Raw genomic sequence first — 22,810 nt, forward strand, 5'->3', positions numbered from 1 at the left:
GCGCCCCGGTGACGGGGCCCGGAGACAGCTTCATGACGATCCGCGTTCACAAGGGAGACCTTCCCGACCTCGCCCGCTACACGGGGTCGGTGGCGATCGACACGGAGACGCTGGGCCTCGACACGCGGCGCGATCGGCTCTGCGTCGTGCAGCTCTCCTCCGGCGACGGCACCGCCGACATCGTTCAGATCGCCAAGGGTCAGCGGGAGGCGCCGAACCTGTGCGCGCTCCTCGCCGACACCACGAAGCGCAAGATCTTCCACTACGCCCGCTTCGACATCGCCGCGCTCTACCATGCCTTCGGGGTGATGACGCAGCCCGTCTTCTGCACCAAGATCGCCTCGCGCCTGACGCGCACCTACACCGACCGGCATGGTCTGAAGGATCTGTCCAAGGAGCTCATCGGCGTCGACCTGTCGAAGCAGCAGCAGTCCTCGGACTGGGCGGCCGAGACGCTGACGCCCGCGCAGCTCGACTACGCCGCCTCCGACGTCCTCTATCTCCACGACCTGATGGGCGTGCTTCTGAAGAGGCTGGAGCGCGAGGACCGGTTGGAGCTCGCCGAGGCTGCCTTCGCCTTTCTTCCCACGCGCGCCAAGCTCGACCTTCTCGGATGGGACGAGGAGGACATCTTCTCCCACTCGGTCGCCCGCACCTGATCGCGGCGATGTAAACGGTCGCTCGCGAAATCGTAAGTTCGCAAGACGATTTCGCCTGTCGGCGTTAACGCTTCGGCAGGACTTTTTCCGAACGTTCGAATCAATTGTCGCAAATGGATTCCGGCTCCCTTGAGAGCCCCTGGCCTAAACGTTGTCCCGTCGCCCGAGGAACCGGCGGCGGGGGTCAACGAGGGGAATCGGGACCATGCAGACGATCGAACTTCGCCACGAATTGTCGGAAACCCGCCACGCGCTGCAGGAGCGCCGCTCGTTCTGCGACCGGGCCCGCACCGACCGCCTGGTGGCGCTGTGGGCCGCCGGCCACCTCGGCCTCGGCGACGACAAGGCCGACGCCTATGCCGACCAGGTGGTGCGCGCGGGAGTGGCGATGCCGGGCGGACGCGGCGGTTTCGATCGCATCGCCGCCGACCTCGCGGCGACGCCGATCCACATCGAGACGATCCGCTCGCGCTACGCCATCGCCATGGCCGATCTCGACCGCCCGTTCGGCATCCAGACCGTGCACTCCATCGCGCTCGGCGCCTGACCGATCTCAGGCAGGGGCGGCGGTGATGCGGGCCAGCGCCGCTCCGGCCTCCAGGTAGGCGCCGGGTTCGGCCGTCAGCGCGATGACGCCGGCGGCGTGCGCCGTCACCTGCGTCTCCATCTTCATCGCCTCCATCACGGCGACGACGTCGCCCGCCGCAACTTCTGCGCCGTCCTCGACGCGCCAGCCCTGCAGCGTGCCGGCGACGGGCGCGGCGAGAAGACCGGTGTCCGCCGGTTCATCCGCATCCGCCGCCCTGGGCGTCCCGGCGGGGCTGCCAAGCCGCGACAGGAATGCGGCCGGCAGGCCGAGCTCGTGGCGTCGCCCGTCGATCTCGACGGGCACGCGCAGCATGGCGGGTCCCTCCACCGGCTGGGGCCGCGCGGCGGCCGCGAGGTCTCCGGCGAAATCGGTCTCGATCCAACGCGTGTGGACGCGGAACGCCTCGCCCGCGAAATCGTCCGTCTCCACCACCAGGCGGTGGAAGGGAAGGACGGTGGCGACGCCCTCCACCCTGAACTCGGCGAGCGCGCGCCGGGCTCGGCGCAGCGCGATGGCGCGCGTCGGCCCGGTGACCACGAGCTTCGCCATCATGGAATCGAAATGGCCGGGGATCGTGGAGCCCGACACGACGCCGGCATCGACGCGCACGCCCGGCCCCGCCGGCGGCTCGAAGACGACGACCGGGCCCGGCGTCGGCAGGAAGCCGCGGCCAGGATCCTCGGCATTGATGCGGAACTCGATCGAATGGCCTCGCGGCTCGGGCGTCTCGGTGATCCGCAGCGGCTCGCCGTCGGCGATGCGCAGCTGCTCGACCACGAGATCGAGCCCCGTCGTCTCCTCGGTCACAGGGTGCTCCACCTGGAGCCGCGTGTTGACCTCCAGGAACGAGATCGAGCCGTCGGCCCCGAGCAGGAACTCCACCGTCCCCGCACCGACATAGCCGGCTTCCGCGCAGACCGCCCGCGCACCCTCGTGGATGCGGGCGCGCTGCTCGTCGGTGAGGAAGGGCGCGGGCGCCTCCTCCACCAGCTTCTGGTTGCGACGCTGGAGCGAGCAGTCGCGCGTGCCGACGACGAGGACATGGCCGTGCTTGTCTGCAAGGATCTGCGCCTCGACATGGCGGGGCCGGTCGAGGAAGCGCTCCACGAAGCACTCGCCCCGCCCGAAGGCGGCCTCCGCCTCGCGCGTCGCGGAGGCGAAGAGCTCCTCGACCTCGTCGAGCTTCCAGGCGACCTTCATGCCGCGCCCGCCGCCGCCGAACGCCGCCTTGATGGCGATCGGCAGGCCATGCGCCTGCGCAAACGCCAGCGCTTCGGCACCGTCCTTCACCGGCCCGTCCGAGCCCGGCACGAGCGGCGCGCCGACGCGCGCGGCGATCTCGCGCGCGCGCGTCTTGTCGCCCAGCGCCTCGATCACGGCCGCGTCCGGCCCGATCCAGGCGAGGCCCGCCTCGGCGACGGCGCGCGCGAATTCGGGCCGCTCCGAGAGGAAGCCGTAGCCGGGGTGCACGGCGTCGGCGCCGGACGCCGCCGCGATGGCGAGGAGCTTGTCGATATGGAGATAGGTCTCGGCCGGCGTGTCGCCGCCAAGGCCATGGGCTTCGTCGGCAAAGCGCACATAGGGCGCGTCGGCGTCGCAATCGGCGTAGACGGCGACCGAGCGGACCCCGTGGTCGCGGCAGGCTCTGGCGATGCGCAGCGCGATCTCGCCGCGGTTGGCGATCAGGACTTTTTTCATGGGCGACCTACCGGGGACTCGGGTTCGATCTCGGCGAAGGGCCGGATCACGTTGAAGCGGATGCGCGCGCCGACGGGGATCTGCCCGGCGAGGTCCAGGTGGTGCTCGGCGAGCGTGGCGATCACCGGATAGCCGCCGGTCAGCGGATGGTCGGCGAGGAACAGCACGGGCTGACCGTTGTGCGGCACCTGGATCGCGCCGTTGGCGGTGCCCTCGCTCGGCAGCTCGGCCTTCGGGTCGCGCCGTTCGATCGGCATCGCGCCCTCGATGCGCAGGCCGACGCGGTTGGAGAGCGGCGTCACCGTCCAGTCCTGGCGCATCAGCGTCTCGATGCCGGCGGCCGTGAACCATTCGGTGCGCGGGCCCATGACGACGTCCAGCACCACCGTCTCGCCGGGTGCCGGCCGGCGGTCCGGTGGCGCCTGCGCCTCGCCCACGGCGGAGCCGCCGGTGCGGGGCAGGACAGTGAGCCGGTCCCCCGCGGCGACCGGCGCGGGTCCGAGGCGGGCCAGCGAATCCGCGGAGGCCGAGCCGAGGACGGGATCGACGGCGAAGCCGCCGCGAGCGCCGAGATAGGTGCGAAGGCCGCGCGTCGGCGCCCGCAGCGTGACGCGGTCGCCCGCCTCCAGCGCGACGGCGGCATGGGCCGGCGCGACCTGCCGCCGTCCGGCTGCGTCGCGGATCTCAAGCGCGGCGTCCGTGCCGGCGATCGCGACGACGGCCGGGCCGTCCGCCTCGAAGGCGAAGCCGCCGGCGACGATCTCCAGCGCCGGCGTGCCGGGCGCGTTGCCGACGAGGCGGTTGACGGCGTGAAGGCTGGCGCGATCGAGCGCACCGGAGGCCGAGACGCCCTCGGCCGCCCGGCCCGGTCGTCCGTCGTCCTGGAAGAGCGGCGGCATCGGCGCGGCGGTGATGCGGAACGCGGTTCCCGCGTGGCATCCGATCGCGGCCGGCCCGCCGCGCGCCGCCTCCACGGCGGCGATCGCGTCGAACGCCGCGCGATCCATGAGACGCGTGAATCTCACCCGCGTGCCCGGCTGGAACAGGGTCGAGGGATCGCGCGCGAGGTCGAACATCTTGAGAGGCGTCGTGCCGATGAGCTGCCAGCCGCCCGGGCCTTCCTGCGGGTAGACGCCGGCGAATTGCCCAGCCAGCGCCACGGTGCCGGCGGGAATGCGGGTGCGCGGGCTTTGCCGCCGTGCGACGTGGAGCGCCGGATCGCCGCCGACGAGATAGCCGAAGCCCGGCGCGAAGCCGGTGAAGGCGACCGTGAATTCGGAGGCGACGTGGCGGGCGATCACCTCGTCCGGTGCGAGGCCCGTGAGCCGGGCGACGTCGTCGAGGTCCTCGCCGTCATAGAGCGTCGGGATCTCGACGAGGCGCTCCGACGGGGCGGCCTCGGCCGTGATGTCGCGGGCGCGAAGGTCCGCAGCGAAGGCTCGGAGGTCGGGCGACGTGCCCGCGCGAAAGCGCACGAGAAGCGTTCGGGCCGCCGGCACGATCTCCTCGATCGCCGCGATCGGCTCGGCTTCCAGCGAGGCGAAGAGGGCCAGCGTCTCGTCGAGGTCGGCCAGTTCGACCAGCACCGAACGCAGGCTGACGGGAAGAATGCGCATGCGCCCTCCCCGTCAGGCCGCGACGAAGCTTCGAATGGCGATGCCGTCGGCTTCCAGCCGCTCGCGCACGGCTCTTGCGATCGCCACCGCGCCGGGGCTGTCGCCGTGGACGCAGATGGAATCGGCTTGCAGGCGCACGGTGGAGCCGTCGATCGCCTCGATCTCCCCGGTGGCGGCGAGGCGCGCCATGCGGGCGGCGACGACCGTGGGATCGTGGATCACCGCCCCGGCCTCGCGGCGCGAGACCAGCGTGCCCGCCGGCGTATAGGCGCGGTCGGCGAAGGCTTCCGACACGGTCGCGAGACCCGCATCCTCGGCGAGCGCCACGAGGGGCGCGTTGGCGAGGCACATGAGGACCAGCGAGGGATCGGCCGCCAGGATCGCCTCCACCACGTCGCGGCCCTGGCGGGGATCGGCCACGATCGTGTTGTAGAGGGCGCCGTGCGGCTTGACGTAGGTGACGCGCGTGCCCGCCACCGCCGCCAGGCTCTTCAGGGCACCGATCTGGTAGATCACGTCGGCCCGAAGGTCTTCGGAGGCGACGTCCATGTTGCGCCGGCCGAAACCACCGCGGTCGGGATAGGAGACGTGGGCACCCACTGCGACGCCGCGCGCGGCCGCCGCCCTCAAGGTCCGCAGGATCCCCGCCGGATCGCCCGCGTGAAAACCGCAGGCGACGTTGGCGGAAGAGACGAGGCCGAGCATGGTCTCGTCCTCGCCCATGGTCCAGGCCCCGTAGCTTTCGCCGAGGTCGCTGTTGAGGTCGATCGAACGCATCGCGGTCTCTCCCGAGGTTACATGCTGAGGAAGGCGAAGATCGGGCCGATGGACTTGTAACCCATCCACCAGGTCAGGGCGCAGGTGAGGATGCCGAGCACGCTGAGCCAGACGGGGTGGCGGTAGCCAGGCATGAGATCGGCGCGCGCCCAGGCGGCATAGAGGAAGATCGTCAGTCCGATGGGCAGGATCAGCCCGTTGAAGCCGCCGACGAAGACGAGGAGCGCGGCCGGCGCCGTGCCGATCGACAGGTAGGCGACGAGCGAGACGGCGATGAAGACCACGGTCGACCAGGCGCGGCCCCGTTCGGTCAGTCGCGGGTTGAACGTGTTGAAGAAGGTGACGGAGGTATAGGCCGCGCCGATGACGCTGGTGATGGCGGCCGCCCAGAAGATGAGGCCGAACAGACGCAGGCCGAGTTCGCCCGCGGCCGCCTGGAAGGCCTGAGCCGCCGGATTGGCGGCCTGTCCGGACAGGTCGAGCGTGATGCCGCTCGCGACGACGCCCAGCACCGCCAGGAACAGGACGAAGCGCATGAGGCCGGTGACCGCGATGCCCGACAGGGCCGCGCGCGTCACCGGGCCGAGGTTCTCCACGCCCACCGTGCCCTTGTCGAGGAGGCGGTGCGCGCCGGCATAGGTGATGTATCCGCCCACCGTACCGCCGACGATAGTGGTGATCGTGGCGAAGTTGATCTCGTCCGGCCACACGGTCTGGCGCAGCGCCTCGCCCACCGGCGGGCTGGAGGTGAAGGCGACGAACAGCGTCAGCGCGATCATCAGGATGCCCAGCACCACGATGATCCGGTCCACCGCGACGCCGGCGCGCTTGGACGAGAAGATCCCGATGGCGACGAGAGCGGACAAGGCACCGCCGATCTTCGGGTCGAGGCCCAGAAGCGCGTTGAGGCCGAGCCCGGACCCGGCGATGTTGCCGATGTTGAAGATCAGGCCGCCGAAGATGACGAGAACGGCCAGGAGATAGCCCGCGCCGGGAATGGCGGCATTGGCGATGTCGGAGGCTCGCATGCGCGAGACGGCCACGATACGCCAGATGTTGAGCTGTACCACGAAGTCGATCAGCACGGAGGCGAGGATGCCGAAGGCGAAGGCTGCCCCCATGGTCGCCGTGAACGTCGCGGTCTGGGTGATGAAGCCGGGTCCGATGGCCGACGTCGCCATCAGGAACACGGCGGCGACGAGGGAAGCGCGGCGGTCGGCGGCGGCGTCGCCCAGGCGGGGCGACTGCGGCGCGTCGAGCCGTGTGGAGGGGGCTGGATCCATCGTCATGCTCCCATGGGGGCGCGGCGCGCCGTCAGGATTGAGGCCGAATTGCGAAGACAGCTTGTGACGATTGAACGACCACGTCAATATTGTTGAACGATTTTGGTGTTCTTGTTCTTCAATCTGTTCACCGCAGAGGCATCATGCGCCTTTTCCGCTCGTGCTGTGCAGGCATCCTGCACAAACCCCGGGCGCGAAGGCCAGCGCTCGACGCGCGCCGGCTTGCCGCGCGCGCCGGCTTGCCCGATGGTCGCCGCGATCGCGTACGAGGGAGGAGCACGGACATGAAGCGCCGAGGGACGAGACGGGACCGCTCCGGTCCGCCGCGCGGCGTTCCGCGTTGAGCGCCATCGCCCCTTCGCCCCCGGCGCTGACGGCGCGCATCGCCGAAGCCCTGCGCGACCGGATCATCGCGGGCGAGCTCCTGCCCGGCCAGCGCCTCTCCGAGGGAGCGCTCGCCACCGATCTCGCCGTGTCGCGCAACACGCTGCGCGAGGCCTTCCGCCTGCTCACCAAGGACGGGCTCCTGCGGCACGAGCCGAACCGCGGCGTCTTCGTCACCGTTCCCGACCATGCCGCCGTGATCGACATCTACCGCGTCCGTCGGCTGGTGGAGTGCCGCGCGTTGGCCGAGGCGCCGGCGGGCCACCCCGCGATCGCGCGCATGCGCGCCGCGGTGGAGGCGGCGCTCACCGGGCGCGCGGCGGGCGACTGGCGCACCGTGGGCAGCGCCAACATGGCCTTCCACGCCGCGATCGTGGATCTTGCCGACAGCGCGCGCCTTGCAGCCTTCTACGCCCAGGTCGCGGCCGAACTGCGCCTCGCCTTCGGCCGTCTCGACGCCGCGGAAGCGCTGCACGCGCCCTTCATCGACGGCAACCGCGCGATCCTCGCGGAGCTGGAAGCCGGTCGCGCAGGGGAAGCGTCGCGCCTTCTCGCCGACTATCTCGCACAGGCCGAGCGGATCATCCTCGCCGCGCTGTCGCGGAAGGGAGCGTCCGGGGCGAACGGCTAGCCGCCGGAGGCGACCCCGCCGCGCCCGCTTGCGTTTCGGGCGAGGCTACGGGTTTTTTCGGGCCACCGCGACCTTCGAGCGCGGCAAGGGTTGGAACCCGGTCCCCGCCCGACCCTTCCACGATGAGTCGCGCCACGCCGCACGGCCGAAGCCGGCTCCATGCGACACGGCGCATCAGCGGGGATCGACGACCATGAACGACACACCCTTGTCCCGCCGCACGGTTCTCGGCGGCGCGGTTCTCGGCGCCGCGGCCATGGCGGCCCCGGCCGTCGCGCAGACGCAAGGCGCCCAAACCGGCTCCTCCGGGGATGGCACGCCGCGCCTCAGCGATCCGCGCAGCAAGTACACGAGCGAGCCCTTTCCCGAGCAGAAGCAGCCCTGGCCGGGCCTCCAGTCGAAGATGACGCCGGTGCCCGACTGCGGCGAGGCGAGCTACCGGGGATCGGGCCGCCTCGCCGGACGCCGCGCCCTCGTCACGGGCGGCGATTCGGGCATCGGCCGCGCCGCCGCGATCGCGTTCGCCCGCGAGGGCGCCGATGTCGCCATCAACTACCATCCCGACGAGGAGCCGGACGCGCAGGACGTCGCCCGGCTGATCCGGGACGCCGGCCGCAAGGCCGTGCTCCTGCCGGCCGACATCCGCACGCTGGACGCCTGCGAGAGGGTGGTGTCTCAAGCGATTGCCGAGCTCGGCGGCCTTGACCTTCTCGTCAACAACGCCGCCTACCAGCAGTCCAAAGAGGACATCCTGGAGATCTCCGACGAGCAGTTCGTGCGGACCTACGAGACCAACGTCTTTCACGTCTTCCGGTTTTCGAAAGCGGCGATCCCGAGCCTGCCGCCGGGCTCCGTGATCATCAACACCGTGTCGGTGAACTCCTATGATCCCGGCGAGGAGCTGATCGACTACGCTTCCACCAAGGCCGCCATCCTCAACCTGACGAAGGGCATGGCGAAGCAGCTGGCCAAGAAGGGTATCCGGGTCAACGCCGTGTCGCCCGGCCCTGTCTGGACGCCGCTCCAAGTGGCGGGCGGCCAGATCGAGGGCACGATGGGCGAGTTCGGACAGGACACGCCGCTCGGCCGCGCCGGCCAGCCGGCGGAACTCGCCTCGCTCTACGTGGCGCTGGCCGAGGACGGCGCGAGCTTCTCGACCGGCACCGCGGTCGGCGCCCATGGCGGCAAGGGCAACCCCTGACGCCCGTCGCCGGCCTCGTCAGACCAGGCGCTATCCGACGCCCGGCCCGGTGAGGATATGGCGCGGAGCACCGGGGTCGAGCAACACGGCGTCCGGTGCCCCCTAGGCGGCGAGGCGCAGCGCGTGCGTGCCGTTCGCCGCCTGGAGGACGCCGTAGTTCTCGGCCTGGAGTGAAGGCTTCGGCAAGCAGTGGATCGCCGGCTCGTCGTCCACCGCGAGGATCGTCGCCCAGCTCGGGCGTAGAACCTAGGGGAGCCTTGCGGGCAAGCGGTCCCCGACGCGATCAGGCGGGTGGCGCGGCGGCCTGCCAGCGGAACGCGTCGATCAGGGCGCGCAGGGCCTGCGGCACCTGACGGCTGGGATAGAACAGGTGGCAACCGGAAAACGGCGCGCACCAGTCGTCCAGCACCCGGATCAGGCGTCCGTCGGCAATCTCGTCGGCGACGTCGTGCTCCATCATATAGCCGAGCCCCGCGCCGGCGCGCACCGTGGCGGCGGCCACGGTCTCGTCGTTGACGATGAGCTGCCCGCCGACCCGGACGTTGACGGCCTGGCCGTCGCGCTCGAACTCCCACGGCAGAAGGCCGCCGCCGCCGATCAGGCGGTAGTTGACGCACGTATGGTTCCGGAGGTCGGCGGGTGTCTCCGGCGCCGGGTGCACCGTGAAATAGCCCGGCGTCGCCACCACCACGGTTCGCAGGTCCGGCCCGACGCGCACCGCCACCATGTCGCGCTCGACGCTTTCCCCCAACCGGATGCCGGCGTCGAAGCCGCCCGCCACGAGATCCACGAGCCGGTCGTCGACCACCACCTCGACGGCGATGTCGGGGTGATCGAGAAGGAAGCGCGGCAGGCGCGGTGCGAGGATCGTGCGTGCGGCATACTGGAAGGTCGCAAGGCGCAAGGTTCCGGACGGCGCGTCGCGCCAGTCCGCCAGCATCGCCAGCCCGCGCTCGACCTCCTCGAGCGCAGGGCCGAGCGAGGCGAGAAGCCGCTCGCCGGCCGCGGTCGGCGCGACGCTGCGCGTCGTGCGCGCCAGGAGGCGCACGCCGAGCCGCCGTTCCAGGGCGCGCATGGTGTGGCTGAGGGCGGAGGGCGACAGGCCGAGCTCCGCGCCGGCGCGGGTGAAGGAGCGCGTCCGGGCGATGGCCGCGAAAACCGCCAGGTCGTCGAGATCGCCGCGCCGCATCGATGAGCCACCCTCACAAACCCTTGCCGTCGGGGCACGGTAATCGAAGGCGAAGGCGGTCGCTATGTTCTCGTGGATCTTTCGAGGAGAGACACGAATGGACCTCACCCATTTTCGCACGCTCGGCCGTTCCGGCCTTCTGGTCAGCCCGCTGGCGCTCGGCACCATGACGTTCGGCGCCGGCCGCTGGGGCCCCGACGAGGCCGGGGCCGCGGCGATCTTCGACGCCTATGTCGAGCTCGGCGGCAACTTCACCGATACCGCCGACATCTATTCCGGCGGATTGAGCGAGACGTTGCTCGGCCGCTTCATCGCCGAACGCGGGCTTCGCGACCGCATGGTGATCGCCACCAAGTCCGGCTTCCCGCGCGGCGGCGCCACGCCGCTTGCGGGCGGCAACGGCGCGCGCAACATCCGCAACGCCTTGGAGGGCTCGCTGAAGCGCCTGCGGACCGACTATATCGACCTGTACTGGACCCATGTCTGGGACCGGACGACGCCGCCCGAGGAGGTGCTGCGCGCCCTCACCGACGCGGTGCGGCGGGGCGACATCCTGCACTACGGCTTCTCCAACGCCCCTGCCTGGTACGTCGCCCGGATCGCCACGCTCGCGCGGGCGCACGGGCTGCCCGAGCCGATCGGCCTGCAATACGCCTATTCGCTGATCGACCGGGGGGTGGAGCTGGAGCTCGTGCCGGCGGGCGAGGCGCTCGGGATGGGGCTCGTGGCCTGGAGCCCGCTCGCCGCCGGGTTGCTGACCGGCAAATACGGCCGGGACAAGCTCGACGCGGCGGGTCCTGCCGGGAGCCTTCCGAACGGGCCGGACGAGACAGGGTCCAAGGGCAACCGGCTCGACGGCGACAATCCCTACGGCGGCATGCTGTTCACGGCCGGCAATTTCGACGTGGTCGACGTCCTGCGCGCCGTGTCGGAAGAGGTCGGCCGCTCGATGGCCGAGGTGGCGCTCGCCTGGGTCACCCGGCGCAAGGGCGTCTCCTCCGTCCTGATCGGTGCGAGCCGCGCCGATCAGGTGAAGCGCAACGTCGCCTCGCTCGACGTGGCGCTGTCGGACCGCCACGAGGCGAGGCTGGACGCCGCAGGCGCGCTGCCGCCGATCAACCCCTACTTCATCTTCGAGCTGCCGCGCGAGCGCATCTTCGGCGGCTACCGCGTCACGCCCTGGACCTGAAACCGGCGCTCGGCCGCCCGGCCGAGCGTCAGCATGACGCCGGCTCCCAGGACCACCGCGACGGCGGCATAGACGATGACGCCGTGCGGACCGATGCCGTCGATCAGGAGGCCGCCCACCAGCGCGCCGCTGGCGATCGCCACCTGGAAGGACGAGGACAGGAGCGCGCCCGAGCTCTCCGCAAGGTCGGGCGCCGCCCGCGCGTTCCAGATCGAGACGGCGACGGGGAAGCCGCCGAAGGCGAAGCCCCACAGGGCGACGGCGGCGAAGGCCGCGGCCGGCGTCCCGCCGAACAGCACCAGAACGAGCGAGGCCGTGCCGATCAGGAGCGCCACGCCGCCCGCCGCCCACGCCGGGCTGCGCGCCGCAACGAAGCCGGCCACCGGATTGCCGAGGAAGCCGCCGACGCCGAAGGCGAGGAGCGCCAGCGAGATCGTGGCGACGTCGAGCTGCGGCACCACCTCGAGGAAGGGCCGGATGAAGGTGAATCCGGCAAAATGGCCCGATACCACGATGATGACGGTGGCAAAGCCGATCAGCACCGAGCGCCGCGAAAGCGCCGCGCGGAACGAGGCAAGGCCCGGGGCGCCGGCCGAGGGCAGGCTCGGCAGCACGAGGAGCTGCACCACGAGCGAGACCGCGCCGAGGGCGGCGGCCGCCAGGAACGTCGCACGCCAGCCCCAGAGCGCGCCGAGCGCGGCGCCGAGCGGCGCTGCCACCACGGTCGCCACCGAGACGCCCATGACGATGATCGACATGGCCCGCGGCACATCGGCGGGCGGCACGAGACGCAGCGCCAGGGCCGTCATCATCGCCCAGAAGCCGCCGAGCGCGAAGCCGAGGATGGCGCGCGACAGGAGCAGCACCTCGATGCTGCCGGCAAACGCCGTCAGGACGCTGGAGACGACGAGCATCGCCATCAGCGCCCAGACGATGGCGCGGCGGTCGAGCCGGCCGGAGCCGAGCACCAGAAGTGGTCCGGCGAAGGCGGCGACGACCGCCGTCGCGGTGATGGCCTGGCCGACCGCGCCGTTGGAGACGCCGAGCTCGGCCGCCATCGGGGTCAGGAGGCTGACGGGCAGGAACTCCGCCGTCACGAGACCGAAGACGCCGAAGGACAGGGAGAAGACCGCCGGCCAGGCGGCGCGCGCGGTGGGCGATGCGGGGTCGGCCCCGGAGGCGACGAGGGGGCAGGCGATCTCGGACATGACGGCGGATCCCGTTATGATGCGGTGCAACAAGGTTGGGCCAACCTAGTCTTCCTGGCTTGGCGTTTCCATGCTAGGAACGCCATTATGCTTGACCGATCGTCCAAATCGCACGCCGCATCGGGCGCCGACCCGCTGACCGACATGCTACGCGGACTGCGGCTCGACGGCGTCGAATACGGTCGCTGCCGTCTGTCGGGCGACTGGAGCTTCCATTATCCGGCGCAGGGGCACGCGTATTTCCACTTCGTGGCGGGCAAGGGCTGCTGGCTTCTCGGCCCGGACGGGGGATGGAGCGAGCTGACGGCGGGCGACGCCGTCCTCGTGCCGCGTGGGGCGGCCCACACGCTGGCGAGCACGCCGGGCATCGAGCCGCGCGCCTTTCCCCGCCGCGAGTGCCTTCCCGTGTGCGACAGCGTCTTCACCTACGAGGAGGCGGAAGCCCGGGAGACGGACGGCGTCTGCATCCTGTTCTGCGGCACGATGCGCTTCAACCTCGACGGGCTCCATCCGCTGCTGCAGATGATGCCGGACCTGATGCGGGCCAAGGAACTGATGCAGTCGGAACCGGCGATCCCGCATCTTCTCGACGCGATGGTCGCCGAATGCGGCCTCAACCGCGTCGGCGCGAGCGGCATCCTGGCGCGCCTCGCCGACGTGATGGCGGCCCAGATCATCCGCTCCTGGGTGGAACACGGCTGCGGCGATTCGGCCGGCTGGATCGCCGCCGTGCGCGACGCCGAGGTCGGACGGGTGCTGGCGGCGATCCATGCCGAGCCCGAGCGCGACTGGACGGTGGCGGAGATGGCCTCCCTCATGGGCGTGTCGCGCTCCGGCTTCGCCGCCAAGTTCACCGCGATCGTCGGCGCGACGCCGGCCCACTACGTCACGCAGGTGCGCATGCACCAGGCCCGGCAGTGGATCTCGGCAGAGCGCATGCGCATCGCCGAAGCCGGGCGGCGCCTCGGCTACGAATCGGAGGCTTCCTTCAGCCGCGCCTTCAAGCGCGTCATCGGCACGGCGCCGGGGCGGCTGCGCCTGCAGGCCGGCGGGACCGAGCGCCTCTGAGCGCGGAGAATCTCAGGCCTGCGCGCGCCGCCAGCCGGCAGCCAGGAGCCCCGCGCCGATCATCAGCGAACCCCCGACGCGGTTGACCGCGCGCTGGACGCGGGGCTTGCGGATCGATCGGCGCGCCATGGAGGCGAGCAGGCCGTAGAGCGCCGCGTTCACTGTTGCCAGCACGAGGAAGGTGACTTCGAAGATCGCCATCTGTCCGAACAGGGGCCGCGAGGTGTCGAGGAACTGGGGCAGGAAGGCGACGAAGAAGAGGATGCTCTTCGGGTTGAGGGCGGTGACGACATAGGTGTGGAGGAAGATGCGCATCGGGCGCTCGCCCGCGTTCGCCTCGCCCTCCTCGGACCCGGCGGCGCCCTGCGGGACGGGGGCGCGCCAGAGCTTGATCCCGAGATAGACGAGATAGGCCGCGCCGATCCATTTCAGCGCCGTGAACAGGGCCGCCGAAGCGGTGAGCAGCGCCCCGAGACCCAGCATGGAGGCGGTCATCGCGGTGAAATCGCCGAGCGCCACGCCCGCGACCGTCGAGCCCGCCGCCCGGCGACCGTGGCCGAGCGCATAGGAGATCACGAGAAGGATCGTCGGGCCGGGGATCGCCAGGAGAACGGCGGAGGCGGCGACGAAGGCGAGCCAGTGTTCGAGCGACATGAACGGGTCTCCGGTTGAAGCCCGAGCAATCCATCGCGCCGGCCAGAGCGCAAGCCCTCGATACGCGAAACGTCTCCGGGGCGCGGACGCCGCGTCAGACCGGCGGCCAGGTGCGCAGCGTCATGCCGACGACGCGGCGCAGATCCTCGGCGCTCGCGCCGCTCGCCGCCTGGACCGAGAGCCCTTGCGCCACCGCCATGACATAGCGCGCCAGATCCTTCGGATCGGTCTCGGGCGGCAGGTCGCCCGCCGCCTTCCACTCGCAGATCCGGCGGCACAAGGCCGCCTCGCTTTCCGTGCGGCGGTCGCAGAGTTCCTGGCGGATGGTCTCCGAGGCCTCGCTGCAGACCAGCGCGCCCTGCACCATGAGGCAGCCCTTCGGGGCGTCCTCGTCCTCGCCGACACCGGCGAAGGCGAGCAGCATCCGCTCCACGGCGCGGCGCGAGGTCGGCTCGCCGAGCGCGCTGCAGGACAGGTCCTGCCGACGCGCGGCATAGCGGTCGAGCGCCTTGCGGAACAGCTCCTCCTTGTTGCCGAACACGGCATAGAGGCTGGGCTTGGCGATCCCCATGGCTTCCGTCAGGTCGGAGAGCGAGGTGCCCTCGTAGCCCTGACGCCAGAACAGCTCCAAAGCGCTGTCCAGGGCCTCGTCGGGATCGAACGCCCGCGGACGACCGGCACCCATCGCGTGCTCTCCTTGCTTCCTGTCCCGGCTCGAACCGGCCGGGATCTATTTTTATACCTGTCGGTAAAATAGTCCGTTGACAGCGGGAAACCAAGCCCCTAACTCATTCCATACCGATCGGTAATGAACTGACGAGGTTCACGACCGGACGGGTCGCTCCTCCCATGAGCGATCCCGCATCCAGACCCATGCCGCCGTTCCTTTCGGGCCGGCGGGGGGGCGACGCCCGGCCGCCGGCCGCGCGCCTCCCCGATCTCAAACGACGAGACACCGCTCGCCTCCGCGCCCTCCCCCGGGCGTGGCCGGGAGAGCGCGCGCCTTCCGCAAAGGAGACCACGCCATGACCCGCATTCTTCTCACCGCCACCGCCGCCGCGCTTCTCCTCTCGACCGGGCTCGGCTCCGCCGCCGGCCTCGTGCCGGGCTCCGACCAGTCCGTTCGCGAGGAACAGGCGGCTGCCGACTGGTCCGTGGTGGTCGGGCCGGCCGCCACACGGGAGACCGGCGAAGAGGCCTACGGCTACCCCGTCCGCGCCAGGGACCGCGCCGCGGACGAACGGACGCCGGGCGAGGTTCCGGCTCCCAAGGCGGTGCCGACCGGAAAGATCGTCCCCGGCTCCGACAGCTTCTGACGGCCGACGGACCCATGGAAAAAGCCCTGCGCGACGCCGCGGCGTTGCGCGGGGGCACCCGATGACCGCGCCCCCGAGCGGTCTCGACGGACCCGCAGAGAAGGAACGCCCCGATGTCGCTGTGCCTTTCCGCCAACGCCTCTCCGCTTCCGCCCTCCTCGCCCGGACGGTGGAAAGACCTCGGCTCGCGCCTGCGCCGCATGGCCCTGGCCTTCGCAGTTCCGCAGGATGAGGGTGACATGCTGCCGGCACCGCCTCCCGGTCGGCTCGCCGTGATCCGCGAGCGCCATCAGGGCGCGGGTCGACCGCCCCGTGCCGGCGGCGACGAGGTCAGCACCCTTCTTCTCTGAAGCATGGGAGAACCGCACGGACGGGCCCCGGCCGACGATGGGTGGGATCAGCAGGCGCCGGGCGAGGATCGGCGGCGCCGCGAGCCGTAGACGGCGCACGGCCCGAAGGACCTTCGCGCTGCGCATCGCAAGGCTTGGCGCGCACCCGTGCGGCGGCGGGCGCCGGGCGCCCGCCGGGGCAGGGTTTCAGCCCTTGCGGCTCTGCCGCGCGGCGTAGCGCGCGTCGCGCTTGGCCTTCTGGGCGGCCTGGTCGGCCATCGCCTGGGCGATCAGCTTGTCGCGCTCGGACACGGCCGCCTGTTCGGCGGCTTCGGCCGCGGCCGCCGCCTCGGCAGCGCGGGCCGCCTCGAGCTTCGCATCCTCGGCTCTTTGCTGCTCGCGCTTGGCCGCTTCGCGCTCCTCGCGGGCCGCGACGAGAGCCGCGTGCTCCTCGCGCCGTGCCTGGGCTTCCGGATCGTTCTGCTTGGCCTTCATCTTCTCGAGGAGAGCCGCCTTGGCTTCCTTGGCCGCGTTCCGGCGATCGATGAAGTCCGTGCCTACCTGTTTCAAAGTCTGTCTCACTCGCATCTCAAGGGAATGCCGGCACCGTGGCTGTGGTTTCGGCTCGGCCGACCATGCCGCCGCTGCCGGCCGGGTTCAAGAGGGCTGGACCGGACCATGACTTGTGGTCCGGTCGCCATCGCGGTCAGGCGTCGCGCGCGGCCATGTAGGAGTCAAGCTTCTTTCGGGAGGGCCCGTAGCGCTTGATGATCGTCTTGGCCTCGCCGGGAGGAATTCCGTACTTCCGGGCAAATGCCTCAGGATCGTAGGGTTCCTCGCCGGACGCCGTGTGGGCCGTGTCGCCCGCCGTCTTCTTCGCAACCATGAGGGTGCAGCTTTCTCCGCGTCAATTTGCGGAAGGGAGGGGGTCGTTCGCCTCTGCGGAGCGCGCCTCGGGCGACGCATCGTCGGACGCGCCCTTGGACGCCGCCTTCGCCGCCGCCTTCTCCGCCTTCTTGGCGGCCTTGGCCTTTTCGCGCTCGCGGCGTTCGAAATCGAAGTTCGGTTTCTTCATGGGCAACTCCCCGGCCGCTGGTTGAATACCGCTCATATGGGAAGCCGATCGGCAAAATGCGAACCTTCTGCGCCGAACGGGATCGGCAAATGCAAAGAAGGCGCCGGGTCCGGGGCCCGACGCCTTCGATAGTTGGGGCCAACGCAACACGCCTCAACCACTGACGCGATTGAAACAGGTCGGCCTTAAGATACGGTTCCCGAAGGCTCGATCCGTTCGTTCGATGCCGGCCGATCAGGACTTCTTGCCGGCGGGCGTCGTGCCGCCCTTCAGGCTCGGCGCCGCAGCGATCGTCTTTTCGACGACCTTCTTCGGCTTCCTGGCTTCCTTTCCGCCGCGATTCTTCTCACCCATGACGATCTCCTAACGACGTTGCGCCGACAGCATGCCACGACAGCGGGCCGGAGCGACAATCAATTCGCGAAGGCCCTCCCGCGGCCGAACCCCGGCTACCGCGCGTCGGCGAGGAGACGCAGCACCTGGCCGGGGCGCTCATGCTCGACGAGCTCGCCGGCGAAGCGCTCCGCGAGGCCCGCGAAGCCGTCGATGTCGGTGAAGACGAGGGCGCGCGGCGCGTGGAACGGCCCGAGACGCACCGTGCCGGCCTGGACGGCGAGAACGGGATCGCCGGTTTCGGGCGCCAGGCACGCGTCGATGCGCGAGACCGAAGCCTCGATCCCGCGTCGTGCGATCTCCGCCTCGATGCGGCCGGCGACGTCGTGCCACGCGAGCGAGGACGCCGCCTCATGCCAGAACACCGGCTCGTCGAGCCGGAACGGCAGCGCGGCGGCATAGGTGTCGAGCCAGGAGGCGCGGGTGGCGGCCATGGCGAGCTGGCGTGCCTCGACCTCCCCGTCCGGCAGATCCCAGTCCTCGACCGGCGTTAGCGCGATGCCGAGAAGCAGGGCGGACAGATCGCCCTCCGCCTCCCCGACGTGCGGGAGTGCGGCGTCGGCGAGTGCGGCGTCGGCGCGCGCGGAGGCGTCGCCGGCCGCCGCCCCCTCGATCAGCCCCGACAGGCCGTCGACGAGCCGGGAGACCGCGGCCGGCCCGATGCCCGCAAGGTCCACCGCCGCGGGCGCGAGCACCACGGGCAGGATCGCGATCGCCGCGTTTTCCGGAAACACGCCGGATTCTCGCAAGGACGACCCGAGCGTCCCGAGGCTTACCGGGTCCGCCACGAAGCGACGGATCTCCGCCGCCTCGCCGGCGACCGGAAAGAGGATCGGCTGCAGGTCGAACGCCGTTTCCTCGCCGGACGGCGACGTCGCGGTCAGGCCGGCCCAAGCGCCCTGCGCGAAGACCTCGCGCCGGAACGCCTCGAAGCCGCCTTCGAGGAACGCGTCGAGCTCGGGTTCGAGCTTCGCCCACGCCGCGTCGAAGCCTTCGAGGGCGAAGTCGAGCTCCACCGGTTCTTCAGCGGAAAAGGCGGCCGCGGCGGTGAAGAGCGCGCGCTCCGTCGGCGTCTTGCCGCGCTTCTGCGCCTGCCGCGCGAGCTTGGCCGCGAAGCGGCGATCCTGCCTGTTGGTCATGCCGCGTCTTTCGTTGTCCCGGCCCATGCGCCGCCGGGGCTCGTTACCACCTCGCGCAGGCCGAGGCACCCCCGGGGGTGCGGCGCAGCCCGCGCGTTGCCATCAAACCGCCCGCAACGCCCCGTCTTTCCCTGGTCGCAATGCCGGACCCAAAGGATGGAACCCATGCGCCTGCCCGCCGTCACGATCTCCCTCGGACTTGCGATCGCCGCCCTGTCGGCATCGGTGGCTTCCGCCTCCAGCCCGGACGCCTGGGCCGAGTTCGACGCGCGGGTGACGAAGGCCTGCGTCGCGGCGAGCGGCATCCGGAACGCGCGCCCCTCCCCGATCGTCGGCTTCGACGACCGCGTGGGAACCGTCGCCATGCTGGTGTCCGATCGCAAGCGGGGCGGATCCGCGCCGAAGCTCTGCCTCTACGACAAGCGGGCGCGCAAGGCGTTCGTCGACGAGGCGGCGGACTGGTCGGCGCCGCCGCAGCGGTGAGGCCGGCGGTTCAGCCGAGCGCGACCGGCGTCCCGCCGATCCAGACGCCCTTGAGCTCCAACGCCTCGTCGATCCAGACCATGTCGGCGCGGCTTCCCGGCCCGAGGCGCCCGTGGGTGGCGGCAAGCCCCAGGAACTCGGCGGCATGGGTAGAGCAGAGGCGGAGCGCCTCCTCCAGATCGAAGCCGAGCGTGCGCACGAGATAGTGCAGCGCCCCGATCATCGAGAGGTCGGAGCCGGCGAGCGTGCCGTCGGCGAGCGTCAGGCGTCCATTCTCGCGCCGGGCTTCGCGCCCATTCAGCTCGAACACGTCGCGGGGCGAGCCGACGGTCGGCATCGCGTCGGTGACCGCGATCAGCGTCCTCGGTCCGCGCTTGGCCCGGAGCGCCGCCCCGAGCGCGGCGGGATGGACATGATGTCCGTCCGGAATGAACCCGCACCAGACGTCTGGCGCATCCAGCGCGGCGCCGACGAGACCCGGCTCGCGGTTGCCGAGCTGGCTCATCGCGTTGAAGAGATGGGTGACGCAGGAGGCTCCGGCAGCGAAGGCTCGGTGCGCCGTCTCGTAGCTGGCGTCGGTGTGGCCGAGGGACACGCGGATGCCGGCCGCCGCCAGGGCCGAGATCTGCGCCGCCGTGACGCTTTCCGGCGCGACGGTGAGAAGGAACGGGCGCACGCGCGAGGCGCACAGGGCCTCGAGGTCGGCATCATTCATACGCCGGATCAGCGCCGGATCGTGCGCGCCCTTGCGGGCCACAGACAGGAACGGCCCCTCGACGTGGATGCCGGCGCAACCAGGCACGCCGCCCCGCATCGCAGCCTCGACGGCCTCGATCGCGGCGAAGGTGACCTCCGGCCGGTCGGTGATCACGGTGGGCAGGAGCGCCGTCGAGCCGAAGCGGGCATGGGCGGCGCAGATTGCGCGGATGCCCTCGACGTCGGGTGCCTCGTTGAAGAGGACGCCGCCGCCGCCGTTGACCTGGATGTCGACGAAGCCCGGCGCGAGAAGGCCGCCGTCGAGCCGCACGGTCGCGACATCGGGGCCGAGCTCGCTTGGGGGCACGATCGCCGCGACACGGCCGCCCTCTGCCACCAGCGCTGAGGATGCGTGGCGGGTTGCCCCGTCGAAGATGTCGGCGCCAAGATACGCAACCGTCATCACAGCGTCTCCGTCACCTTCTTGAGGCCGCGCGGCACGTCGGGGTCGTGGCCGCGCGCCCGCGCGACGCCCTCGACGAAGCGATAGAAGGATACGAGCATCGACAGGGGCTCGGTCAACGGGTGACCGGTCTGGGCGTGAGGCAGCCGCGTGCCCGCGCCCGCCTCGCCCACCGTGAAGAGCGCGGCGCCCGAGTTCGCGACGCGGGTGCAGATTTCGGCGAGGCCCGGCCGCGCCGCATCGTCCGGCACGAAGGCGAGGACGGGAAAACCCTCCTCGACCAGCGACACCGGCCCGTGCAGCACCTCGGCGCCGGAATAGGCCTCGGCATGCAGCACGGAGGTTTCCTTCAGCTTCAGCGCCGCCTCGCTGGCGACCGCGAAACCCGGGCCGCGCCCGAGCGCATAGAGCGAGCGGGCGCCCGCCGCCGTCTCGAGCGCCGGCGACCAATCCTGGTTGAGGGCCTCGGCGAGCTGGTCCGGCAGGGCCCGCAGCGCCGCCTTCAGCGTTTCGTCGGCGCTCCAGGCGGCCAGCAGCGACAGCGCCCCGACGACGGAGGTGACGAAGCTCTTGGTCGCCGCGACGCTGCGCTCGGGCCCGGCGCGCAAGGGAAGTTGCCAATGGGCGGCCTGCCCCAGCGGCGAACCCTCGACATTGACGAGTGCGATCGTCTCGGCGCCGCCGTCCCGCGCCGCCCGGAGGAGCGCCACGATATCGGGGCTCTTGCCGGACTGCGAGACGGCGAGCGCCGCCTGCCCCTCGAGATGCAGCCGCGTGCCGTAGACGGATACGACCGAGGGGCCGAGCGAGGCGACCGGCCGGCCGGTGAGGATCTCGGCCGCATACTTGAAATAGGTCGCCGCGTGGTCGGACGACCCGCGCGCGACGGTGACGGTGACGGCGGGGGAGAGGTCGGCAAGGCGCCTTGCGATGACTTCCACCGCCTCGCCCGACCCATCGAGAAAACGGCGGACGGCCTCCGGGATTTCGGCGATCTCGCGGGCCATGAGGCTGGTGTCGGTCATGGGGCTCCTCCTCCGGACAGGCTGAGTTCGGCGACGAAGTCGTAGGCGTCGCCGCGATAATGGGACTGGGTGAACTCGACGGGACGCCCTTCCTCGTCGAAGGACACACGGATGATGGAGAGCGCGGCCGTGCCCGGCGCCACGTCGAGCAGCGCCGCCTCGTCGGCCGGAAGGTTGGCCGCGCCGATGCGCTGCAGCGCCCGAACCGGATGGCGGCCGGCGGCGCCCATCGCGGCGTAGAGCGAGGTTTCGACGAGCGCGGGATCGGGCAGGATGGTGGCGGGAACGCAGGCGCGCTCGACCGCCAGCGGCACCCCGTCGGCGCGGCGGAGACGATGGATGCGGCAGACGAGATCGCCCGGCGAAAGGGCGAGCTGCATGGCCTCCGTCGGCGTCACCCGCTCCAGGCTGCGCAGGAGCCAGTCGGAGGTCGTGCGCCGTCCGCGCGTCGCCATGTCCTCCGAGAACGAGGTGAGATGGGAAAGCCCCTGCTGAAGCTTGCGCCGGCCGCCCGAGACGAAGGTTCCCGAGCCCTGCCGCTGCTCGACGACACCCTCGCCCGCCAGGCCCGCCAGGGCCTTGCGCACTGTCACACGTGAGACACCGAGGCTTTCCGCGAGGTCGCGCTCGGGGGGAAGGGCGTCAGCGGGCTTCAGATCGCCCGTCTCGACGGCGGCGCGGATCAGGGCCTGGAGGCGGAGGTAGAGCGGTCCCTCGCCGGGCTTCAGCGCGCCGATCTTGAGGAGCGCGCTCATGCGCGCCCGCCCGCGGCGCGGTGAATGGCGCGGGCGAGATCGATGCCGCCCTCCATCGCGTCCCCCTCCGGCTCCACCAGGATCGCCCGGAGATCGGCGGCAAGGCGCGGACGGTAGCGCGGCGCCTGGCCGCCGAGAAGCGCAAGCGCGGGCGCGCCGAGCGCGGTCATCCGGCGCAGCATGGGTTCGATGTCGGCGAGCGAATCCGCGACGAGACGGTCCGCCACCGGGTCGCCGCCTTCCGCGAAATCCCAGACGAGGGGGGCAAGGCTGCCGAAGTCGCGCGGCAGGGCGCCCGTCGCGAACTCGACGACGGCTTCCGCCGAGCCGCCGAAGCGCGCGAGGACGGCGTCGCAGAAGGGCGTGCGGGGCCGGGCCCCGTCGAGCGCGAGAAGCGCCTGCGCCAGGGCGCGGCGGCCGAGATCGGCGCCGCTGCCCTGGTCGGACACGAGCATGCCCCAGCCGCCCAGCAGCGTCTGCGCGCCGCGCGCTCGCACGCAGTAGGCGGTTCCCGTTCCGAGGATCGCGATGCCCCCCTCGCCGCCCGCGAACGCCCCGCGACAGGCGGTGACCGCGTCGGTCTCGAGCCCGAAGGCGGCAAACGGCAGGTGGCGCGCGTGCAGCGCTTCGGCGACCGAGGGCACGTTGGCGCCGGCGAGGCCAAGGCCGGCGTGGCAGCGCGCGAGATCGGGGGGCCCGAGCCCTCCCACTTCCAGCGCGCGCTCGACTGTCGCGACGATCACAGCAAGCGCCGCGTCAAGCCCGGCGAAGACGTTGGCCGTGCCTCCTGTCGCTTCGCCGACGAGCGAGCCGTCGATGCCGCGCACGCGCACGCGGCAGTTCGTGCCACCGCCATCGACCCCGACGAGCAACGCTTCGGACATGCCCCGCTCCTTAGCGACCAAAACAATACCAATCGAGCTATACGGGACGCGAGGATTCACCGCCAGCCTTTTCTTCGCCTCCGCGATCCCAGCCGATCCCGCGGAA

25 protein-coding genes are annotated in these 22,810 nt (G+C 71.3%); 9 read left to right on the forward strand and 16 right to left on the reverse strand.

Features of this window, described 5'->3' with window-relative positions:
• Positions 1 to 32: 32 nt before the first annotated feature.
• Together AUL34_RS20260 and AUL34_RS20265 are read left to right on the forward strand one after the other, a co-directional pair.
• A complete protein-coding gene (locus tag AUL34_RS20260) occupies positions 33 to 659 on the forward strand; it encodes a ribonuclease D (protein ID WP_061938084.1) in 627 nt (208 codons plus the stop codon).
• Between the two features lie 205 nt (positions 660 to 864).
• A complete protein-coding gene (locus tag AUL34_RS20265; protein WP_061938087.1) occupies positions 865 to 1,206 on the forward strand; it encodes an ATPase inhibitor subunit zeta in 342 nt (113 codons plus the stop codon).
• A gap of 6 nt (positions 1,207 to 1,212) precedes the next feature.
• Here AUL34_RS20265 and AUL34_RS20270 read toward each other — a convergent pair whose 3' ends face one another.
• Genes AUL34_RS20270 through AUL34_RS20285 form a run of 4 tightly spaced genes read right to left on the reverse strand, consistent with a single transcriptional unit; the run spans position 1,213 to position 6,628 of the window.
• A complete protein-coding gene (locus tag AUL34_RS20270) occupies positions 1,213 to 2,946 on the reverse strand; it encodes a biotin carboxylase N-terminal domain-containing protein (RefSeq protein WP_061938090.1) in 1,734 nt (577 codons plus the stop codon).
• Positions 2,943 to 4,562, reverse strand: coding sequence for a carboxyltransferase domain-containing protein (locus AUL34_RS20275; RefSeq protein ID WP_061938093.1), 1,620 nt, complete (start codon positions 4,560 to 4,562; stop codon positions 2,943 to 2,945). Before AUL34_RS20275 ends, AUL34_RS20270 begins: the two co-directional genes overlap by 4 nt.
• Positions 4,563 to 4,574: 12 nt before the next feature.
• Positions 4,575 to 5,339 carry a LamB/YcsF family protein gene (locus tag AUL34_RS20280; RefSeq protein ID WP_061938096.1) on the reverse strand — a complete coding sequence of 255 codons (765 nt, stop codon included), beginning with the start codon at positions 5,337 to 5,339 and terminating at the stop codon, positions 4,575 to 4,577.
• 17 nt (positions 5,340 to 5,356) lie between these two features.
• Positions 5,357 to 6,628 (reverse strand): NRAMP family divalent metal transporter, encoded by a 1,272-nt coding sequence (locus AUL34_RS20285; protein ID WP_082653543.1) that lies wholly within the window; start codon positions 6,626 to 6,628, stop codon positions 5,357 to 5,359.
• 334 nt (positions 6,629 to 6,962) lie between these two features.
• Between AUL34_RS20285 and AUL34_RS20290 the strand changes: the two genes are divergently transcribed.
• Both AUL34_RS20290 and AUL34_RS20295 read left to right on the forward strand, forming a co-directional pair.
• Positions 6,963 to 7,637, forward strand: a complete 675-nt coding sequence (locus AUL34_RS20290) for a GntR family transcriptional regulator (RefSeq protein ID WP_061938099.1) — start codon at positions 6,963 to 6,965, stop codon at positions 7,635 to 7,637.
• Positions 7,638 to 7,830: 193 nt separating this feature from the next.
• A complete protein-coding gene (locus AUL34_RS20295; RefSeq protein ID WP_061938102.1) occupies positions 7,831 to 8,838 on the forward strand; it encodes an SDR family oxidoreductase in 1,008 nt (335 codons plus the stop codon).
• A 283-nt stretch (positions 8,839 to 9,121) separates the two neighbouring features.
• Here AUL34_RS20295 and AUL34_RS20300 read toward each other — a convergent pair whose 3' ends face one another.
• On the reverse strand, positions 9,122 to 10,027 hold the full coding sequence (locus AUL34_RS20300; RefSeq protein WP_061938105.1) for a LysR family transcriptional regulator: 906 nt from the start codon (positions 10,025 to 10,027) through the stop codon (positions 9,122 to 9,124).
• A 97-nt stretch (positions 10,028 to 10,124) separates the two neighbouring features.
• On the opposite strand from AUL34_RS20300, the gene AUL34_RS20305 reads away from it, so the two are divergent.
• Positions 10,125 to 11,216 carry an aldo/keto reductase gene (locus AUL34_RS20305; protein ID WP_061938107.1) on the forward strand — a complete coding sequence of 364 codons (1,092 nt, stop codon included), beginning with the start codon at positions 10,125 to 10,127 and terminating at the stop codon, positions 11,214 to 11,216.
• On the opposite strand, the gene AUL34_RS20310 is transcribed toward AUL34_RS20305, so the two are convergent.
• Positions 11,192 to 12,424 carry an MFS transporter gene (locus AUL34_RS20310; protein WP_061938110.1) on the reverse strand — a complete coding sequence of 411 codons (1,233 nt, stop codon included), beginning with the start codon at positions 12,422 to 12,424 and terminating at the stop codon, positions 11,192 to 11,194. The genes AUL34_RS20305 and AUL34_RS20310 overlap by 25 nt on opposite strands.
• Before the next feature lie 87 nt (positions 12,425 to 12,511).
• On the opposite strand from AUL34_RS20310, the gene AUL34_RS20315 reads away from it, so the two are divergent.
• Entirely contained in the window at positions 12,512 to 13,492 is a 981-nt protein-coding gene (locus tag AUL34_RS20315; RefSeq protein WP_061938113.1) for an AraC family transcriptional regulator, read from the forward strand.
• Between the two features lie 12 nt (positions 13,493 to 13,504).
• On the opposite strand, the gene AUL34_RS20320 is transcribed toward AUL34_RS20315, so the two are convergent.
• Both AUL34_RS20320 and AUL34_RS20325 read right to left on the reverse strand, forming a co-directional pair.
• Positions 13,505 to 14,146: a LysE family translocator gene (locus AUL34_RS20320; protein WP_061938116.1), complete on the reverse strand. Its 642-nt coding sequence runs from the start codon at positions 14,144 to 14,146 to the stop codon at positions 13,505 to 13,507.
• Between the two features lie 94 nt (positions 14,147 to 14,240).
• Positions 14,241 to 14,831, reverse strand: coding sequence for a TetR/AcrR family transcriptional regulator (locus AUL34_RS20325; protein ID WP_061938119.1), 591 nt, complete (start codon positions 14,829 to 14,831; stop codon positions 14,241 to 14,243).
• Between the two features lie 340 nt (positions 14,832 to 15,171).
• Between AUL34_RS20325 and AUL34_RS20330 the strand changes: the two genes are divergently transcribed.
• The gene (locus AUL34_RS20330; RefSeq protein WP_061938122.1) at positions 15,172 to 15,462 is read left to right on the forward strand and encodes a hypothetical protein; all 291 of its coding nucleotides are present in this window, start codon (positions 15,172 to 15,174) and stop codon (positions 15,460 to 15,462) included.
• 113 nt (positions 15,463 to 15,575) lie between these two features.
• Entirely contained in the window at positions 15,576 to 15,812 is a 237-nt protein-coding gene (locus AUL34_RS20335) for a hypothetical protein (protein ID WP_061938125.1), read from the forward strand.
• 186 nt (positions 15,813 to 15,998) lie between these two features.
• Here AUL34_RS20335 and AUL34_RS20340 read toward each other — a convergent pair whose 3' ends face one another.
• The 4 genes from AUL34_RS20340 to AUL34_RS20350 all read right to left on the reverse strand — a co-directional run bounded on the left by AUL34_RS20340 (position 15,999) and on the right by AUL34_RS20350 (position 18,398).
• The gene (locus AUL34_RS20340; RefSeq protein ID WP_244492659.1) at positions 15,999 to 16,361 is read right to left on the reverse strand and encodes a DUF6481 family protein; all 363 of its coding nucleotides are present in this window, start codon (positions 16,359 to 16,361) and stop codon (positions 15,999 to 16,001) included.
• A 136-nt stretch (positions 16,362 to 16,497) separates the two neighbouring features.
• The gene (locus AUL34_RS20345) at positions 16,498 to 16,677 is read right to left on the reverse strand and encodes a DUF3606 domain-containing protein (RefSeq protein ID WP_061938131.1); all 180 of its coding nucleotides are present in this window, start codon (positions 16,675 to 16,677) and stop codon (positions 16,498 to 16,500) included.
• Between the two features lie 21 nt (positions 16,678 to 16,698).
• The gene (locus tag AUL34_RS22685; RefSeq protein WP_192845800.1) at positions 16,699 to 16,866 is read right to left on the reverse strand and encodes a hypothetical protein; all 168 of its coding nucleotides are present in this window, start codon (positions 16,864 to 16,866) and stop codon (positions 16,699 to 16,701) included.
• 449 nt (positions 16,867 to 17,315) lie between these two features.
• Positions 17,316 to 18,398, reverse strand: coding sequence for a hypothetical protein (locus AUL34_RS20350; RefSeq protein ID WP_061938134.1), 1,083 nt, complete (start codon positions 18,396 to 18,398; stop codon positions 17,316 to 17,318).
• A gap of 165 nt (positions 18,399 to 18,563) precedes the next feature.
• Here AUL34_RS20350 and AUL34_RS20355 point away from each other — a divergent pair, with 165 nt between their 5' ends.
• Positions 18,564 to 18,881 carry a hypothetical protein gene (locus tag AUL34_RS20355; RefSeq protein WP_061938136.1) on the forward strand — a complete coding sequence of 106 codons (318 nt, stop codon included), beginning with the start codon at positions 18,564 to 18,566 and terminating at the stop codon, positions 18,879 to 18,881.
• Between the two features lie 10 nt (positions 18,882 to 18,891).
• Here AUL34_RS20355 and nagA read toward each other — a convergent pair whose 3' ends face one another.
• From nagA to AUL34_RS20375, 4 genes are read right to left on the reverse strand one after another with little or no spacing between them, the layout of a single operon-like run.
• On the reverse strand, positions 18,892 to 20,040 hold the full coding sequence (nagA, locus tag AUL34_RS20360) for an N-acetylglucosamine-6-phosphate deacetylase (protein WP_061938139.1): 1,149 nt from the start codon (positions 20,038 to 20,040) through the stop codon (positions 18,892 to 18,894).
• Positions 20,040 to 21,065 (reverse strand): SIS domain-containing protein, encoded by a 1,026-nt coding sequence (locus AUL34_RS20365; protein WP_061938142.1) that lies wholly within the window; start codon positions 21,063 to 21,065, stop codon positions 20,040 to 20,042. The genes nagA and AUL34_RS20365 overlap by 1 nt, the downstream gene beginning before the upstream one ends.
• Entirely contained in the window at positions 21,062 to 21,820 is a 759-nt protein-coding gene (locus AUL34_RS20370; RefSeq protein WP_061938145.1) for a GntR family transcriptional regulator, read from the reverse strand. Before AUL34_RS20370 ends, AUL34_RS20365 begins: the two co-directional genes overlap by 4 nt.
• Positions 21,817 to 22,704: a BadF/BadG/BcrA/BcrD ATPase family protein gene (locus AUL34_RS20375; protein ID WP_061938148.1), complete on the reverse strand. Its 888-nt coding sequence runs from the start codon at positions 22,702 to 22,704 to the stop codon at positions 21,817 to 21,819. Before AUL34_RS20375 ends, AUL34_RS20370 begins: the two co-directional genes overlap by 4 nt.
• Positions 22,705 to 22,810: the final 106 nt, after the last annotated feature.

This window comes from Aureimonas sp. AU22 (assembly GCF_001463745.1).
Lineage (GTDB): Bacteria > Pseudomonadota > Alphaproteobacteria > Rhizobiales > Rhizobiaceae > Aureimonas.

Bases quoted from the DNA above. Each gene is read 5' to 3' on its own strand.
- AUL34_RS20370 (WP_061938145.1), bottom strand. From the start codon at position 21,820: ATGAGCGCGCTCCTCAAGATCGGCGCGCTGAAGCCCGGCGAGGGACCG.
- AUL34_RS20295 (WP_061938102.1), top strand. From the start codon at position 7,831: ATGAACGACACACCCTTGTCCCGCCGCACGGTTCTCGGCGGCGCGGTT.
- AUL34_RS22685 (WP_192845800.1), bottom strand. From the start codon at position 16,866: ATGAAGAAACCGAACTTCGATTTCGAACGCCGCGAGCGCGAAAAGGCC.
- AUL34_RS20270 (WP_061938090.1), bottom strand. From the start codon at position 2,946: ATGAAAAAAGTCCTGATCGCCAACCGCGGCGAGATCGCGCTGCGCATC.
- AUL34_RS20345 (WP_061938131.1), bottom strand. From the start codon at position 16,677: ATGGTTGCGAAGAAGACGGCGGGCGACACGGCCCACACGGCGTCCGGC.
- AUL34_RS20375 (WP_061938148.1), bottom strand. From the start codon at position 22,704: ATGTCCGAAGCGTTGCTCGTCGGGGTCGATGGCGGTGGCACGAACTGC.
- AUL34_RS20310 (WP_061938110.1), bottom strand. From the start codon at position 12,424: ATGTCCGAGATCGCCTGCCCCCTCGTCGCCTCCGGGGCCGACCCCGCA.
- AUL34_RS20325 (WP_061938119.1), bottom strand. From the start codon at position 14,831: ATGGGTGCCGGTCGTCCGCGGGCGTTCGATCCCGACGAGGCCCTGGAC.
- AUL34_RS20305 (WP_061938107.1), top strand. From the start codon at position 10,125: ATGGACCTCACCCATTTTCGCACGCTCGGCCGTTCCGGCCTTCTGGTC.
- nagA (WP_061938139.1), bottom strand. From the start codon at position 20,040: ATGACGGTTGCGTATCTTGGCGCCGACATCTTCGACGGGGCAACCCGC.
- AUL34_RS20275 (WP_061938093.1), bottom strand. From the start codon at position 4,562: ATGCGCATTCTTCCCGTCAGCCTGCGTTCGGTGCTGGTCGAACTGGCC.
- AUL34_RS20330 (WP_061938122.1), top strand. From the start codon at position 15,172: ATGACCCGCATTCTTCTCACCGCCACCGCCGCCGCGCTTCTCCTCTCG.
- AUL34_RS20355 (WP_061938136.1), top strand. From the start codon at position 18,564: ATGCGCCTGCCCGCCGTCACGATCTCCCTCGGACTTGCGATCGCCGCC.
- AUL34_RS20265 (WP_061938087.1), top strand. From the start codon at position 865: ATGCAGACGATCGAACTTCGCCACGAATTGTCGGAAACCCGCCACGCG.
- AUL34_RS20300 (WP_061938105.1), bottom strand. From the start codon at position 10,027: ATGCGGCGCGGCGATCTCGACGACCTGGCGGTTTTCGCGGCCATCGCC.
- AUL34_RS20285 (WP_082653543.1), bottom strand. From the start codon at position 6,628: ATGACGATGGATCCAGCCCCCTCCACACGGCTCGACGCGCCGCAGTCG.
- AUL34_RS20350 (WP_061938134.1), bottom strand. From the start codon at position 18,398: ATGACCAACAGGCAGGATCGCCGCTTCGCGGCCAAGCTCGCGCGGCAG.
- AUL34_RS20320 (WP_061938116.1), bottom strand. From the start codon at position 14,146: ATGTCGCTCGAACACTGGCTCGCCTTCGTCGCCGCCTCCGCCGTTCTC.
- AUL34_RS20365 (WP_061938142.1), bottom strand. From the start codon at position 21,065: ATGACCGACACCAGCCTCATGGCCCGCGAGATCGCCGAAATCCCGGAG.
- AUL34_RS20335 (WP_061938125.1), top strand. From the start codon at position 15,576: ATGTCGCTGTGCCTTTCCGCCAACGCCTCTCCGCTTCCGCCCTCCTCG.
- AUL34_RS20280 (WP_061938096.1), bottom strand. From the start codon at position 5,339: ATGCGTTCGATCGACCTCAACAGCGACCTCGGCGAAAGCTACGGGGCC.
- AUL34_RS20260 (WP_061938084.1), top strand. From the start codon at position 33: ATGACGATCCGCGTTCACAAGGGAGACCTTCCCGACCTCGCCCGCTAC.
- AUL34_RS20315 (WP_061938113.1), top strand. From the start codon at position 12,512: ATGCTTGACCGATCGTCCAAATCGCACGCCGCATCGGGCGCCGACCCG.